This is a genomic window from Terriglobus albidus (assembly GCF_008000815.1).
In the GTDB taxonomy this organism is placed as follows: domain Bacteria; phylum Acidobacteriota; class Terriglobia; order Terriglobales; family Acidobacteriaceae; genus Terriglobus; species Terriglobus albidus_A.
Map to the genome: position 1 here is coordinate 3,167,364 of NZ_CP042806.1, position 14,267 is coordinate 3,181,630.

The 14,267-nt window shown below is 57.9% G+C and carries 14 protein-coding genes; 5 read left to right on the forward strand and 9 right to left on the reverse strand.

Going from position 1 to position 14,267, the window contains the following annotated elements; all coding sequences use genetic code 11:
• Positions 1-19: 19 nt before the first annotated feature.
• Positions 20-1,303 (forward strand): threonine synthase, encoded by a 1,284-nt coding sequence (thrC, locus tag FTW19_RS12570; protein WP_147647949.1) that lies wholly within the window; start codon positions 20-22, stop codon positions 1,301-1,303.
• A gap of 52 nt (positions 1,304-1,355) precedes the next feature.
• Positions 1,356-1,637, forward strand: coding sequence for a MoaD/ThiS family protein (locus FTW19_RS12575; protein ID WP_147647950.1), 282 nt, complete (start codon positions 1,356-1,358; stop codon positions 1,635-1,637).
• A gap of 149 nt (positions 1,638-1,786) precedes the next feature.
• On the opposite strand, the gene FTW19_RS12580 is transcribed toward FTW19_RS12575, so the two are convergent.
• The 3 genes from FTW19_RS12580 to FTW19_RS12590 form a co-directional block, all read right to left on the reverse strand.
• Positions 1,787-2,287, reverse strand: coding sequence for a hypothetical protein (locus FTW19_RS12580; RefSeq protein WP_147647951.1), 501 nt, complete (start codon positions 2,285-2,287; stop codon positions 1,787-1,789).
• A gap of 12 nt (positions 2,288-2,299) precedes the next feature.
• Positions 2,300-3,475, reverse strand: coding sequence for a pyridoxal phosphate-dependent aminotransferase (locus FTW19_RS12585; RefSeq protein WP_147647952.1), 1,176 nt, complete (start codon positions 3,473-3,475; stop codon positions 2,300-2,302).
• Positions 3,476-3,602: 127 nt separating this feature from the next.
• Positions 3,603-3,752 carry a DUF3309 domain-containing protein gene (locus FTW19_RS12590; protein WP_147647953.1) on the reverse strand — a complete coding sequence of 50 codons (150 nt, stop codon included), beginning with the start codon at positions 3,750-3,752 and terminating at the stop codon, positions 3,603-3,605.
• A gap of 290 nt (positions 3,753-4,042) precedes the next feature.
• Between FTW19_RS12590 and FTW19_RS12595 the strand changes: the two genes are divergently transcribed.
• Positions 4,043-4,195 (forward strand): lmo0937 family membrane protein, encoded by a 153-nt coding sequence (locus FTW19_RS12595; protein WP_147647954.1) that lies wholly within the window; start codon positions 4,043-4,045, stop codon positions 4,193-4,195.
• A 63-nt stretch (positions 4,196-4,258) separates the two neighbouring features.
• Here the strand turns inward: FTW19_RS12595 and lon are convergent, their stop codons facing one another.
• The 5 genes from lon to FTW19_RS12620 form a co-directional block, all read right to left on the reverse strand.
• Positions 4,259-6,670, reverse strand: coding sequence for an endopeptidase La (gene lon, locus FTW19_RS12600; RefSeq protein WP_432445170.1), 2,412 nt, complete (start codon positions 6,668-6,670; stop codon positions 4,259-4,261).
• Between the two features lie 190 nt (positions 6,671-6,860).
• Positions 6,861-8,147: an ATP-dependent Clp protease ATP-binding subunit ClpX gene (gene clpX / locus FTW19_RS12605; RefSeq protein WP_147647956.1), complete on the reverse strand. Its 1,287-nt coding sequence runs from the start codon at positions 8,145-8,147 to the stop codon at positions 6,861-6,863.
• Positions 8,148-8,325: 178 nt separating this feature from the next.
• Positions 8,326-8,922: an ATP-dependent Clp endopeptidase proteolytic subunit ClpP gene (gene clpP / locus FTW19_RS12610; RefSeq protein ID WP_147647957.1), complete on the reverse strand. Its 597-nt coding sequence runs from the start codon at positions 8,920-8,922 to the stop codon at positions 8,326-8,328.
• Between the two features lie 50 nt (positions 8,923-8,972).
• Positions 8,973-10,418, reverse strand: coding sequence for a trigger factor (gene tig, locus FTW19_RS12615; protein WP_246153716.1), 1,446 nt, complete (start codon positions 10,416-10,418; stop codon positions 8,973-8,975).
• Positions 10,419-10,618: 200 nt separating this feature from the next.
• A complete protein-coding gene (locus FTW19_RS12620; protein WP_147647958.1) occupies positions 10,619-11,683 on the reverse strand; it encodes a hypothetical protein in 1,065 nt (354 codons plus the stop codon).
• Between the two features lie 352 nt (positions 11,684-12,035).
• Between FTW19_RS12620 and FTW19_RS12625 the strand changes: the two genes are divergently transcribed.
• Together FTW19_RS12625 and FTW19_RS12630 are read left to right on the forward strand one after the other, a co-directional pair.
• Entirely contained in the window at positions 12,036-12,740 is a 705-nt protein-coding gene (locus tag FTW19_RS12625; protein ID WP_147647959.1) for a uracil-DNA glycosylase, read from the forward strand.
• Between the two features lie 712 nt (positions 12,741-13,452).
• Complete coding sequence (locus FTW19_RS12630; RefSeq protein ID WP_147647960.1) at positions 13,453-13,749, forward strand: YtxH domain-containing protein; 297 nt, start codon at positions 13,453-13,455, stop codon at positions 13,747-13,749.
• Positions 13,750-13,796: 47 nt separating this feature from the next.
• Here FTW19_RS12630 and FTW19_RS12635 read toward each other — a convergent pair whose 3' ends face one another.
• A complete protein-coding gene (locus FTW19_RS12635) occupies positions 13,797-14,234 on the reverse strand; it encodes a cupin domain-containing protein (RefSeq protein WP_147647962.1) in 438 nt (145 codons plus the stop codon).
• Positions 14,235-14,267: the final 33 nt, after the last annotated feature.

Here is a 14,267-nt window from a genome sequence, read left to right on the forward strand (position 1 = left end):
ATATGGAGAGCAAGGCCCTATGTCTTCCGGTGCGTGTGCGCCCTACGATCTGAAGTGCAAAGAGTGCGGCAAGAGCTATGGCAAACAGCCGCTTTCTATCTGCGATGAGTGCTTTTCGCCGCTTGAGGTCTTTTACGACCTGGACGCGGTGAAGGGCAGCGTGACCCGGGAGTCCATCGCTGCCGGGCCGGCAAGCATCTGGCGCTATCGTGCGCTGCTTCCCATTCCTGAGGGTTTCCAGCCCGATCTTCCGGTGGGCTTCACACCATTGGTCAAGGCCAAGAACCTGGGCAAGCGTCTCGGCGCTTCCGATATCTACGTGAAGAACGATGCCGTCTGCTTCCCGACGCTAAGCTTCAAGGACCGTGTCGTCGCTGTGGCCTTGGCCAATGCCCGCTACTTCGGCTTTGATACCGTCGGCGCGAGTTCGACTGGCAACCTGGCGAACTCAGTGGCTGCGCAGGCCGCCCGCCTGGGTCTGAAGAGCTGCATCCTGATTCCGGCTGACCTGGAGCCGGCAAAGATTCTGAACACGCTGATCTACGGCGCGCGCCTGGTGCGCATTGATGGCAACTACGACCACGTCAACCGCCTGTGCTCGTTGATCGCCGACCAGTACAACTGGGGCTTCGTCAATGTGAACCTGCGGCCTTACTACGCTGAGGGTTCGAAGACGATGGGTTATGAGATCGCCGAGCAGCTCGGCTGGCGTCTGCCCGACAACGTCGTGGTGCCGATGGCTGGCGGATCGCTGATCCGGAAGATCAAGAAGGCCTTCGACGAGCTGGTGTATCTCGGCATCGTCGAGGCAAAGCACGTGAAGTTCTTCGGAGCGCAGGCTACGGGCTGCTCGCCGATCACCCACGCGGTGAAGAACAACCTTGACCGCCACGAGCCGCAGAAGCCGAATACCATCGCCCGCTCGCTGGCGATCGGTAACCCGGCGGACGGCCCATACGCAGCCCGTCTGATCCGCGAGACCGGCGGCTGGGGTGAGGATGTCTCCGACGTTGAAGTTGTCTCCGGTATCCAGGAGCTGGCAGAAACTGAGGGCATCTTTACGGAGACAGCAGGCGGTGTAACCACCGCCGTGACCGCGAAGCTCTTCGCACAGGGCCGCATCGGTAAGGATGAGACCACGGTGGTCTGCATCACAGGCAACGGCCTGAAGACGACCGATGTGCTGCAGGGCAAGTACGACGTCGGACGCGCGGTGAAGCCGCGGCTGGCCGAGTTCGATGCCTATCTGCGGGAGCTGGATGGTCTGCCCGCTGCGGAAGAGGCTGAGCTGGTGGCTCAGTAGTGCTGGGCTGATGCCCAGGTGGACGAGAAACAGAAAGAGCAGGGAAGATTCAATGTCAATCAAAGTACTTTTGCCGACCGCCTTTGTCCGCCATACCGATGGCGTGAAGAAGGTTGACTCCGCCGCTACCAACCTGCCGGGCTTGGTCGATGACCTGGGTGTGAAGTTCCCGGCGCTTGGTGCGCATATCAAGGACGAGCAGGGTAAGTTGCGCCCGTTCATCAACGTCTACGTGAACGATGAGGACATCCGCTTCCTGGGTGGCGAGACCCACACGTTTGAAGACGGAGATGAGATCATGCTGATCCCGTCGATTGCCGGCGGGTGTGTGTAAGGCTTCGTTCCGCGTGAAAAAGAAGAAAGCCCACCAATTCGGTGGGCTTTCTTCTTTTTTTACGACGGAGATGCCTATGAGAAGCAATAAGAAGCAGATTTCTCCGCTTCGCTACGAAATGACAAACAAAGGTCGTCGTACTTTTCCTTCTATTTTCCCTTCTGTGAGAGGGAAGGGAGATGTTCGTCACGAATAGCATCGAGCCGCTCATCGAGCGTCTCAGGTGAGGACGAATGATCCCAAGGATCGAGTGGGATGTCGCAGCTTCCTTTCGAGTGCCAGTAGGCTGCTGATCGTATCGAGGCATTAATCGCGAAGAATGCGAGGACGCGAGGAGCAAAGTCGTTCTTCTGATTTTGGGATGGCTCGTGCGACTCGAGTGCTACAACGAAGGCTACCGCCAGTAGGCCCATGATGGCGTCGGTCATCTTCAGCCAATAAGGCACCCACAGTGGATAGCGAGACCAGAAGGACTTTCGTGGCGGAAAACCCTCGGTGATACTCACCAGCATTGCCAGCCCCAAAATGATCCAGGCTGCTTTCTTCGCGAATGGAAGAAGCGCCTCAAAAAAAGTAGCTACCAAGACAAGCACGCCGCCGACACAAAGTGTGACGGCGGCGTGCTTCATTGCGTGTGAGGTCAGTTTCATCGAGGTTGATTTTTACAGGGACCGAAGCCGTCTGCAGGCCTCGTCCAACGCGTCGTCCTTCTTCGCATAGCAGAAGCGCAGCAGGTTCTCTCCTTTGCCCGCACGGAAGAATGCTGACCCAGCCACGGCAGCCACGCCAACCTGTTTGAGCAGGTTGCGCGCCTTCTCCTTCGAGGTGGAGCCTTCAACGCGGGAGACATCGGCAAGGATGTAATACGCTCCCTGCGGGACAGTCGGCGTGAGTCCGGCATCTGCAAGTGCAGCTACGGTCTTGTCGCGCTTGGCGACGTACTCGGTCCGCATGTCGGTATAGAAGCTATCAGGAAGGTCGCACAGGCCTGCGGCCACACCATGCTGCAGCGGAGCCGGAGCGGATATGAAGAGCAGGTCGTGGAAGTAGGCGATGGACGGGGTCCAGCGCTTACTGGCGTGCAGGTAGCCGAGACGCCAGCCGGTGACGGAGAAGGTCTTGGAAAAGCCGGCGATCGTGATCGTCCGCTCCGCCATGCCGGGCAGTGTTGCCGGGGAGATATGCTCGTGACCGTCGTAGAGGAAGTACTCGTAGATCTCGTCGGTGATGACGAAGAGATCCGCATCGATCGCGATGGTAGCCAGTGCCTCCAGCTCCGTGCGCGTGAAGACCTTGCCTGACGGATTGCCGGGCGTATTGACCAGGATGGCGCGGGTTTTCGGCGTGATGGCGTTTGCCAGGGCTTCGGGATCGAAGTCCCAGCGGGGCGCAGTCAACGGAACAATCACAGGCTTCAGGTTCAGGCCCAGCAGCATGTTGACGTGGTAGCCGTAGAAGGGCTCGAAGACGATTACTTCATCGCCTGGATCGAACAACGCCATGCAGGTCGCCAGCATGGCTCCGGTGGTTCCGGTCGTGACCAGGATCTCGCCATCGGGATCGGCGGTAATGGCGTTGTAGTGCGCAAACTTGCGCGCGATAGCATGGCGCAGGGAATCGATGCCGTCCATACGCGCATAGATATTGAAGCCATTACGCATCGCGTTGACGGCGCCTTCAATCACAGGATGCGGCGGGTCCGTATCGCAGACGCCCTGGGACATATTGATGCCATCGATGGCGTTGCATGCGATGGTCATGGCGCGGATCTCAGATTGAACGATGGAGGGAGCCAGTTTACTGAGTCGCAGGGCAGAGCTGGTAGAAGCAATTGGCATCGAAGACGCTCCTGGGATGTGCTTTCGATGATAGCAATTGCCCGTCGAGGGCATGTCATCCAATTGCCAGTACTGACCTTCATCATCAGCCACTGGATGACATACCCTGGATTCCGCGAGGCCTGTTCTAAACTCCGCGCGTCAGCAGAAGTACCAGCACAATCAGCAGGATCAGGCCAAGACCGCCGCTTGGGTAATAGCCCCAGCTGCGGCTGTAAGGCCAGGCCGGAAATGCGCCAAACATCAGGAGAAGCAGAACGATCAGAAGGATAAGCATAAAAACCTCCAGAAAGATCGATGAGGTAGATGCCGAACATACGCATTTGGGCTGCCCTGGCCTGTATCCCGCTAAATATAGGTAGCTAAAGCAACAAAAACGCCTCTGCGGGACTCTTACTTCCCGCGAATGCCGCGCTAGTGCGTTTTCCCTTGGGTGCAGCGTAGGGTTTTCGCATTCTACGGGCGTTTCCCGCAATGAAAACGCCACTGGACGCCCTTTCCGGAATACCCAGCAACGGGAAAACGGTCTATGGGTGCGGACTTCGACACAAAAGGGAGGACACAATCATGTTCCTGCTTCTGGCAATCATCCTGGTTCTGGCGTGGTTTGGTGGATTCACGCTGATGCATGTCTCAGGCTTCCTGATCCATCTGTTGCTCATCTTTGCGGTGATCTCGCTGATCATGCACTTCATCGGCGGGTCGCGGAAGGCGGTATAGAACTGGGGCAGCAAAGAAGAAGGCCGGGCAATCGCCCGGCCTTCTTGCTTCTCTCATTGCGGCTTACTGGTGGGTAACGACCGGCTGGACGGTCTCGGTGAGCGGGACTCCAAGCGCATCCGGTGTTTCTTCCTTCAGATCCGGTAGCTTGCCTTCCAGGGCGATCTGCAGCACCTCATCCATGTTCTCGACAAAATGCATCTTCATGCTGTTCTTCAGCAGGTCAGGGAGGTCGGCGAGGTCCTTCCGGTTATCCGCCGGCAGGATCGCTTCAAAGATACCGGCGCGATGAGCGGCCAGCAGCTTCTCCTTCAGACCACCGATCGCCAGTACTTTGCCGCGCAGCGTGACCTCTCCTGTCATGGCGACGTCCCGGCGTACCGGAATCTTCGTCAGGGCAGAGGAGAGCGCAGTCGCCAACGTAATGCCGGCCGACGGACCATCCTTGGGAATGGCGCCTTCGGGCACATGTACGTGGATGTCGATGTTGCGATAGAAGTCCTTGCTGAGGCCCAGGTGATGCGCCCGTGAACGAACGTAGCTGAGGGCCGCCTGTGCTGACTCCTGCATGACGTCGCCGAGCTGGCCGGTGGTGGTGAGCTTACCCTTGCCGTCCAGCACCTGTACTTCGGTCTGCAGAATGCTGCCGCCAACCTCAGTCCAGGCAAGGCCGGTGACCAGGCCGACCTCACTCTTCTCCTGTACCTGCGACTCGCGGAAGCGAGGCACGCCAAGGAAGTCGGAGAGGTTGTCTTTCGTTACCTCTTCCTTGTGCTTGGGCCCGTTCTTTACGACACGGCGAGCTACTTTGCGGCAGACATTGCCGATCTCGCGTTCCAGGTTACGAACACCGGCTTCGCGGGTGTAGGAGCGAATAATGTCCTGGAGGGCGTCGTCGGAAAAGACGACCTGCTTTTCGGTCAGTCCCGTCCCTTCGCGCTGTTTCTTGAGCAGGTACTGCTTGGCGATCTCGAGCTTTTCGATGTCGGTGTAGCCTGACAGGCGCAGAATCTCCATACGATCCTGCAGCGGGCCGGGGATCGTATGCAGCACGTTGGCCGTCGCTACGAAGAGCACCTGCGAGAGGTCGTATTCGACATCCAGATAGTGATCCTGGAAGCTGTTGTTCTGCTCCGGATCGAGGACTTCGAGCATGGCCGAAGCAGGATCGCCGCGGAAGTCGGAGGCCATCTTGTCGATCTCGTCGAGCATGATGACCGGGTTCTTCGTTCCGGCCTTCTTCATCGACTGAATAATCTGGCCGGGAAGGGCGCCGATGTAAGTACGGCGGTGACCGCGAATCTCAGCTTCATCGCGTACGCCACCCAGCGACATACGGACGAACTTGCGTCCGGTGGCTTTTGCGATCGACATGCCGAGCGATGTCTTACCGACACCCGGAGGTCCGACAAAGCAGAGGATCGAGCCCTTCGGATTCTTCACAAGCTGACGCACAGCCAGGAACTCGAGAATGCGGTCCTTGATTTTATCCAGTCCGTAGTGATCCTGGTTGAGGACCTTCTCTGCATGCTCAATGGAGCGGATCTCCTTGGACTTCTTCTTCCACGGTACCGCGAGCAGCCAGTCAAGATAGTTGCGCGAAACAGTCGACTCGGCAGACATCGGCGGCATCGCTTCAAGCTTCTTGAGCTCCTGCATCGCCTTATCGAAGGCTTCCTTCGGCATGCCTGCGGCTTCGATCTTCTTCTTTAGATCATCGAACTCGCTCTTCTCGCCGCGGCCCAGCTCCTTCTGAATAGCCTTGATCTTCTCGTTGAGGTAGTACTCTTTCTGGGCCCGCTCCATCTGCCGCTTCACACGCGACTGGATGGTGCGGTCCATGTTCAGCTTTTCGATTGCAGTCTCGAGGGTGTCGGCAACACGCGACAGACGCAGCTCCGGAGCGAAGACCTCCAGCAGCTCCTGCTTCTCATCGATGCGAAGCTGCAGGTTGGCGGCGATCATATCGGCCAGCTTGGCGGGCTCATCCAGACGAACGCTGGCGGCCATCGTCTCGTAGTTCAGTGACTGCTGCAGCTTGACGTACTGCTCGAAGAGCGAGTGCACCTTCTGCACCAGGCCTTCTACCTGCGGAGTCATTTCAAGCTGCGTGCGGCCGGTGCGCAGGGTGGCAACGAAGAAGCCATCTTCGTCATTGAGTTCGGTGGCGCGGGCGCGTTCAATGCCTTCTACCAGCACCTTGATGTTGCCATCAGGCATTTTGACGCTTTGCACGATGTTGCCGATGGTGCCTACCTGGTAGATATCGTCGGCGCTGGGATCGTCTACCGTGGCGTCATGCTGTGTCGCCAGGAAGATGCGGCGGTCGCCATTCAACGCCTCTTCCAACGCGCGTACGCTGGACTCGCGGCCGACGACGAACGGAGTCATCATGTGAGGAAAGATGACCATATCGCGTATGGGCATCATTGGCAGCTTTTGAACCTCGCTGCTTAGGACTTCTTTCGAGCTCATATCTGTCATTCCTCCCATTTAGACGCGCCAGCGCACAGCTGAGATGCGGTAGTGGTTCCGCGGCGTTCCGATGATTGTAATTCGCTTTGCCTTAACATGCGGGGCAACTCGCTTTGTTGAAGTGAAAGAAAATCGCCGTGGCTTGAAAGAGCCACGGCGATGGGTACGAAAGTGTAGAAGAACAGGCTATTTAGCCGGCTTTTTCCAGAGGGAGAGAGGTCGTCATGTCGCGGTTTTTCACCATCTCGTCCGTAATCTCCAGTTCCTTGATCTTCTTGTTGCCCGGCACGTTGTACATCAGGTCGAGCATCAGCTCCTCCAGGATCATGCGCAGGCCGCGGGCGCCGACCTTGCGGGCAAGAGCTTCACGCGCAATAGACTGTGCAGCTTCGGCGGTGAAGGTTACCTTGACGCCCTCGTACTCAAACAGCTTGGAGTACTGCTTCAGGATGGCGTTGCGCGGCTTGGTGAGAATCTCGATGAGCGCTGCCTCGTCCAGCTCGTCCAGGATGCCAAGCACCGGCAGACGTCCGATGAACTCGGGAATCAGTCCGTACTTCAGCAGATCCTGCGGTTCAGCCTGACGCAGCAGCTCGGTATCACGCTGCGCGCGGATCGGTGTAATGTCGCCGGCAGGCGTCTCCGGTTCGGTCAAGGTCTTGAAGCCAAGGGCCTTCTTGCCCACGCGGCGTGCGATGACGCGCTCCAGGCCGACAAACGCGCCGCCGCAGATAAACAGGATATTCGTCGTGTCAACTGCGGTGAACTCCTGATGCGGATGCTTGCGTCCGCCCTGCGGGGGAACGTTGGCAACGGTGCCTTCCAGAATTTTGAGCAGTGCCTGCTGAACGCCCTCGCCCGAGACATCGCGGGTGATGGAGGGGTTTTCGTCCTTGCGGCCGATCTTGTCGATCTCATCAATGTAGATAATGCCGCTCTGCGCACGCGCGACATCGCCATCCGCCGCCTGCAGCAGCTTTAGAATGATGTTCTCGACGTCTTCACCGACGTAGCCGGCCTCGGTCAGCGTAGTCGCATCCACGATCGCGAAGGGAACATCCAGCATCTTCGCCAGGGTCTGCGCCAGCAGGGTCTTGCCGGAACCGGTGGGACCGACGAGCAGAATGTTGGACTTTTGCAGCTCAACATCGTTGCCGCGCGTCCGGTTCATCTGAATGCGCTTGTAGTGGTTGTAGACAGCAACTGCAAGCTTCTTCTTCGTCAGGTCCTGACCGATGACGTACTCATCGAGGAAGGCCTTCACTTCATGGGGCTTGGGCAAGTGTGCTGGAGCGGCGCCTTGCTGTTTCTCACCGCGGTCGTCTTCGAGAATGGAGTTGCAGACGGCAACACACTCATCGCAGATGTACGCGCGAGGATAGTCAGAGGGAGAAGAGATTAGCTTGGCGACTGCGTCCTGCGACTTATGGCAGAACGAGCAACGGAGGGATTCATCTGAGCCCCGTGATGTTTTCATCGGTAAGGCGACTCCTGGTTACAACGGGCCGTGCTGGGGAACTTGTTGTCAGTTTACACCCGTTTCGCATGTCCCTTCGGGAACGGGTATCGACCTTATTTCCCATAACCAAAATGGGAAAACGCCCGGAACCACTCCCGGGCGTTTCACTGTACGCCGATTGCGTTTGCATTTCAAATCAACCGCGAGTGCGATCAATAATATCGTCGATCAGGCCATAGTCCTTGGCCTGCTGGGCGCTCATGGTGAAGTCACGGTCGGTGTCGCGTTCGATCTGTTCGAACGTCTGACCGGTGTGGCTCGCCATGATGGTATTCATGCGCTCACGCAGACGAAGAATCTCGCGGGCGTGGATGTCGATCTCCGTCGCCTGCCCCTGAATACCGTGGCCCATGATGAGCGGCTGGTGGATCAGGATGCGGGAGTTGGGGAGAGCAAAACGCTTGCCCTTGCTGCCGGCCATCAGAAGAAATGCGCCCATGCTAGCCGCCATGCCAATGCACAGCGTTTGCACATCATTCTTGATGTACTGCATCGTGTCGTAGATTGCCATGCCGGCGCTGACCGATCCGCCGGGCGAGTTGATGTACAGCATGATGTCCTTCTCCGGGTCTTCACCGGAGAGGAACAGCAACTGCGCAATGATGACATTCGCGATCTGATCGTCGATCGGCGTCCCCAGGAAGATGATGTTGTCGCGGAGCAGACGGCTGTAAATGTCGTAAGCGCGTTCGCCACGACTCGTCTGCTCAATCACCATGGGTACAAGTCCCATACTTCTCCTCTTCTCTACCTGTAGTGGCGCCAGGGGCGCGAGTTGATCGCCTACGAAGCCAGCTTGTCGTAGAGCACGTTCCCAGTCTTTTCGCGACGAAGTTGTTCCCGGATTCTATTGAGGCCGCCATCCGACGTCAAACGCTGCTTCAACTGCTCCAGCGGCTCACGCGACTGGATGGAGAGAATCAGCAGCTCGCGATCCACATCTTCATCGCTGACCTCGACGTTTTCGGTTGCGGCAATCTTGTCCAGGATGAGTGATGCCTTGACCTCACTGACGGCCTGATCGCGCTGTGCGGCGCGCAGGCGGACGAAGTCGAGCTTGCGCATGTCTTCTGCCTTCATGCCCTGGGCTGCCAGAGCGCGCAGGCCGCGATCCAGACGGGCATCGATCTGCTGCTGTACAAACGACTCCGGAACAGGGAACTCAAACTTTGCGATCAGCTCTTCGACCAGCTTCTCTTTGGCCTCATTCTCGAGCGCGTGCTTCTTGCGATCGGAAGCATGCTCGCGGAGCTTGCTGGTGAACTCATCCCAGGTCTCGTAGTCGCCGAGCTGCTTGGCCAACTCATCGTTCTGTTCCGGCAGCGTCTTCTTCTTGATGGCCTTGACCTTGACGTCGTAGCTGACGGTCTTACCAGCAAGGCGGGGCTCACCGAAGTCAGCCGGATACTCGACCTCAAGGGTCAGCTCATCACCCGGCTTCTTACCCTGCAGCGCATCGCTGAAAGCGGGAAGGGTGTTCTTACCGCCCAACTCTACCGGTACGTCTTCTCCGGTGATGGGCTCTGACGGTGTTACGTTCTCCAGACCCTCTTCGCCGACTGTCTGCGCCAGCGGCTTGATCTCGCCGGTGAAGCTGATCTCGGCCAGGTCACCAGTCGTCAGGGTACGGTCGTCCGTAACAGGCTCAATGGTTGCCTGCGAGTCCAGCGCGCGATCGAGCTCTGACTGATACTCCTCTTCGGTAAGCTCAACCGACGGCTTGGCTACCTTTACAGAGTCGTAGCCGGTGATGTCGATCTCAGGCAGCACTTCAAAGGCAGCCTTGAACTTCAGCGGCTGGCCTTCGAACAGTGTCAGCTCAACGATCTGCGGTTGAGAGACCGGGTTTACGTTCTGCTCTTCCAGCGCGAGACGGAAGCGCTCGCTGACAAGCTGCTCCATCACTTCCTGACGGACGTCCTGGGCAAACTTCCGCTTGATGACGTTGGCAGGAACCTTGCCCGGACGGAAGCCCGGAATGCGCGCCTGCTTCTGGAACTTGCGGACAACCTTATCGAATGCAGCGTCAACGGCCTCGACCGGCGCTTCCACAGAGATCTCGCGCGTCAGGTCGGGGTTCAACACCGGGCCATGGTCATGATGATGGTGCGCGTGGTCGTGATCGTGATCATGGTCGTGGGTATGATCGTGCGCTGCAACTTCGGTGGTCGGGGTCTCGCTCTGAGGCGTCTCCGCCGCGTTCAACTCGTTGGTCTCAGTAGGGGTCAAAACAGTGCCTTCCAGGGTTTGAAAATCTCACGTCGCGGCGCCGGGTCAGAGGACCACTCGACGCGCAGAAACGACTCTCTCTATCCTAGAGCATTTTTCCTGTTGCTGGGTATCCCGGGAGGAGCGTGCAGCGGCGTTTTCATTGCGGAAAACGCCCATAAATGCACAAGCCCCGCCGTACACCTACAGGAAAAATGCTCCTAGGGCCGCGCCGGAACGGGGTCAAACGTTGAGCCGTCGCTGACCGACTTCACCTGGGCGGACGGGATGAACAATTCCAGACGCACCCTCCATTGCAGCGTTTTTCCAGGAGCCAGCATCAAGTCATCCGCTTTTTCCGAATCAAGAGGTTTGCCGGAAGAATCGGTCGGATTGGCGACCGGTGAAACCACAATCCAGTTTTTTCCAGAGGGCGCAAATACCCGTATGCCATTGATGGAAGCGGACATACCGACCACGCGCAGGCCATAGTCGATCGCCGGATCACGTAATTCGACGGTCGGTCCGTTGTCGAAGAGGGCGGGCTTTGGGTTGATGAGAGTAACGTCGAGATCCTGTGTCCCAAATGCTTTGCCCAGGCGGGCATTAAAGCCGTCGGAAGTGCTGAGATTGCCCCCGATTGATGTTTTCGGGAGACGCACGGTGGCTTGTGCGCGATTGCCGCTCGGGATGGCAAGCCGGGGATACCACCCACTGCTGACGGGAACAGGCTCTGAACCGATGTTGGTTGAAGAGATCACCAGATCGATCGCCCTCCCGCTTAGCAGAGTCGATACGGTTACCTGTAGTTTGCCGGGCCAGTGGCCGCCGAAGTTTCCCGTCTCATAGGTCGCTCGTCCTTCACTTCCATCCGGCATGGTGTTGATCTGAGGGATCGAGGTGCTCATCGGGCTCAACAGGCCGAATCGGGCCATCGGTGGCGCGGCCGGGCGATCAGGATCGATCACAACGGGCAGGGAAACGGCCTTCCCATGAACGTTCACGACGAGATTCTTTCCGTCGGCACTGACGGAGCCGGCAAGCGGGTTGGCAAAGGGAACAAGAAACGCTCCACCAGCGATCGCATTGGCTTCTCCATGACTATCCGCGTCTGTTCCTGTCATCAGGGCCGCGATCTGGCTGAGAGAGGGAGCATTGAGAAGTTCCGTTTCTCCACGGCCGGGCAGGTACGCCTTGATGGATGCGATGTCCATGCCGCGCCCGGGAAGCACCGTGATCGCAATAAACTCGGGGACCTCGCCGCTGTAAGTCTGAAGGCGCTTCAAGGTCAACGCCTCCTGGCCGCCGAATTTGGGCGGAGCAGGCGGAGCCGGTACTGAGTCGTCTGTGCGGGCCAGGCGCTTTAGCGCCGCAGCGCCCTGGCCCCGTTTGCAGCCAAGGCCCGGGACCAGCAAGGAACTTGAGAGAGTAAGGGCAATGAGGCCGTCTCGCAGCCCATTCCGCCGAGGAGTTTGAAGACGAAAAACCTGAGAACCAGTGCTGCGGGGGGCAGGGAAGATTTCGGACAAACCGTTGCTCTCCTCGTACTTAACTTCCGGCTAGTATACGCAGCCCGATCCTGAGGCTATCTACAATTGCACTGCACAGATTGCACTATTCTTAAAGCGGATCTGTCTTATGTCTTCCCGTTTATCGTTGCCCGTGCTGGATCAGGTTGTTCAGTCCATTGTTGCCTGCGAACGGTGTGAGCGGCTTCGTGCCTACTGCAAGGGAATCGGAGAGACAAAGCGGCGCGCTTATCTGGACCAGACCTACTGGGCCAAGCCAGTGCCCGGATTTGGAGATCCCAGGGCTCGGATCCTGATTCTCGGGCTGGCGCCGGGAGCCCATGGAGCCAACCGTACGGGACGTCCTTTTACCGGGGACGGTTCCGGAGACTTCATGTATCCGGTGCTGCATGCCATGGGGCTGGCTTCTAAACCGACGGCAACGCATCGTGACGATGGTCTGAAGCTGAAGCACAGTTACATCGCGTCCGTAGTGCGATGTGCGCCGCCAGGCGACAAGCCAACACCGCAGGAGATTCGGAACTGCTCGCCGCACCTCACCGCCGAGATTGCCGCGCTCAAGCGGGTAAAGGTTGTCGTTTGTCTGGGGAAGATTGCCTTTGACGGTTATCTGGCCCACCTGGTTAATACCGGGGAGCTTGCAAGCAAGCGAGGCTTCGGCTTCGGCCACGGAGCAGAATACGTTTTGCCGGGCGGCGTGCATCTGATCACGAGCTACCATCCTTCGCTACGGAACACGCTTACAGGGAAACTGAACGCAGCGATGTTTTCAAAGATCTTTATCCGGGCAAGGGAACTGGCCCGGTTGGATTAGGTGGTGTCATCAAATCCTGTCGTCAAGAGTTTGATGACACGCTATCGCCGCATCGCAGTGACGGCGTGACGGGTAAGAGGCTTTTTCCGGTTGACGCGATGCCTGGGCGTCAGGGTCATGCTCTCTAAACTCGGAAGTTCAGCGGTTGATGCCGATTTTGCAACCTTCTCGCGCCCGCCGCGAAAGGCGAGCACTATTGGGAGCCCAATGAGCACGAGATACAGTCCAGCCTGAAAAACGTCTTGCATGGCTGCACTGTACGTCTAATTCCAGCAATGGAACTAGACCGTTCTGAGAAGGAGCACTCGTCTGGATATTGGCGAATCTGGTGCTGGTTTTATCGAGGGTTAGCTTTTCCCGCCGGCGCGGGCGGCAACAATAGCGGGGCCGATGAGCATAGCAACGAAAACTGCGCCGAGAATGAGGTCGTGCGTCATAATGGTGATCCTTTCGGAGGTGCAGTGCTGGGCTGCTTGCTCTGGGGCCCGAGGAGAGAATGATTAGAACAATCTAAGGATGTACTGTCATGGTACACACGGCCATTCCACCTTTTGGTCAGCGATGCCACAAAGGTGGATGGCCCAAAGGTGCTATTTCGGTAGTGGATCTCGAGAGCCGACCCTATTTTTCAGGAACCAACCTCTCCGAAGCTTCATCCATCACAGTAACCAGGGATATGACGTTCCCGTACTTGGCAAGAAAGGCAAATATTATGAACGCTAAGGGAATCTGGATCGCATTTGGAATCGGCGTCGCAGCCGGCGCGACTGTCGCGCTGCTGTATGCCCCACAGTCCGGCGAACGTACCCGCCGCCAATTGAGGAAGGGCATTGATGATGCCGGAGATTATCTTGAGGACGCCGCCGATTATCTGAAGGGGCGCGCCGATAAGGTTGCGAAGGAGTCGCAGAAGCTCTACAAGCGGACCCGTTCGCAGGTGGAAGATGCCATCGATACGGCAGGCGATGCCGTCAATGCGGCAGTCAAGTCTGTCCAGACACTGATGTAAAACCAATCCGTCTGATTGCAGGACCCCGGGTTCACACCGGGGTTTTGTTATTCCGGCGGACCGACAGTCACTACAAAGTAGGAAACCCGGGTCTTTCCCGCGTTCGCCACATAGTGACGATCTCCGGCGACGCATAGCCCTACATCTCCGGCGTTGAGCAGATGTGGAGTTCCGTTGATGTTCAGCTCGAGTGTGCCTTCGGTGATGAGCCAGATTTCGCTATGCAGATGGGTCCCCACTGCTTCGTGTTCTGATCCCGGTTCAATCGAGGTAAAGTGGCTCTCCAGCCGGATATTGCCGGCCTTCAGCAGCCCCTGGCTCAGGATCGGCCCGGAGGTTCGTCCGGCCTGAGGTGTCGGCTTCAGGGCGCCTCGCTTGTAGCCTCCGCTCACCAGTTCTTTCAGGTCGGCTGCTTCAGCGGTCTCCGTTATCGTCAGACCCGCCAGCAGCGCAGGCAGAAGCGTTCCAAATTCGCGTCGATTCATTGCTCACTCACGCTATCAGAAAGTAAAAAGCCC

Excerpts from the sequence above, each read along its gene's own strand:
- thrC (WP_147647949.1), top strand. The coding sequence starts at position 20 with ATGTCTTCCGGTGCGTGTGCGCCCTACGATCTGAAGTGCAAAGAGTGC.
- FTW19_RS12575 (WP_147647950.1), top strand. The coding sequence starts at position 1,356 with ATGTCAATCAAAGTACTTTTGCCGACCGCCTTTGTCCGCCATACCGAT.
- FTW19_RS12580 (WP_147647951.1), bottom strand. The coding sequence starts at position 2,287 with ATGAAACTGACCTCACACGCAATGAAGCACGCCGCCGTCACACTTTGT.
- FTW19_RS12585 (WP_147647952.1), bottom strand. The coding sequence starts at position 3,475 with ATGCCAATTGCTTCTACCAGCTCTGCCCTGCGACTCAGTAAACTGGCT.
- FTW19_RS12590 (WP_147647953.1), bottom strand. The coding sequence starts at position 3,752 with ATGCTTATCCTTCTGATCGTTCTGCTTCTCCTGATGTTTGGCGCATTT.
- FTW19_RS12595 (WP_147647954.1), top strand. The coding sequence starts at position 4,043 with ATGTTCCTGCTTCTGGCAATCATCCTGGTTCTGGCGTGGTTTGGTGGA.
- lon (WP_432445170.1), bottom strand. The coding sequence starts at position 6,670 with ATGAGCTCGAAAGAAGTCCTAAGCAGCGAGGTTCAAAAGCTGCCAATG.
- clpX (WP_147647956.1), bottom strand. The coding sequence starts at position 8,147 with ATGAAAACATCACGGGGCTCAGATGAATCCCTCCGTTGCTCGTTCTGC.
- clpP (WP_147647957.1), bottom strand. The coding sequence starts at position 8,922 with ATGGGACTTGTACCCATGGTGATTGAGCAGACGAGTCGTGGCGAACGC.
- FTW19_RS12625 (WP_147647959.1), top strand. The coding sequence starts at position 12,036 with ATGTCTTCCCGTTTATCGTTGCCCGTGCTGGATCAGGTTGTTCAGTCC.
- FTW19_RS12630 (WP_147647960.1), top strand. The coding sequence starts at position 13,453 with ATGAACGCTAAGGGAATCTGGATCGCATTTGGAATCGGCGTCGCAGCC.
- FTW19_RS12635 (WP_147647962.1), bottom strand. The coding sequence starts at position 14,234 with ATGAATCGACGCGAATTTGGAACGCTTCTGCCTGCGCTGCTGGCGGGT.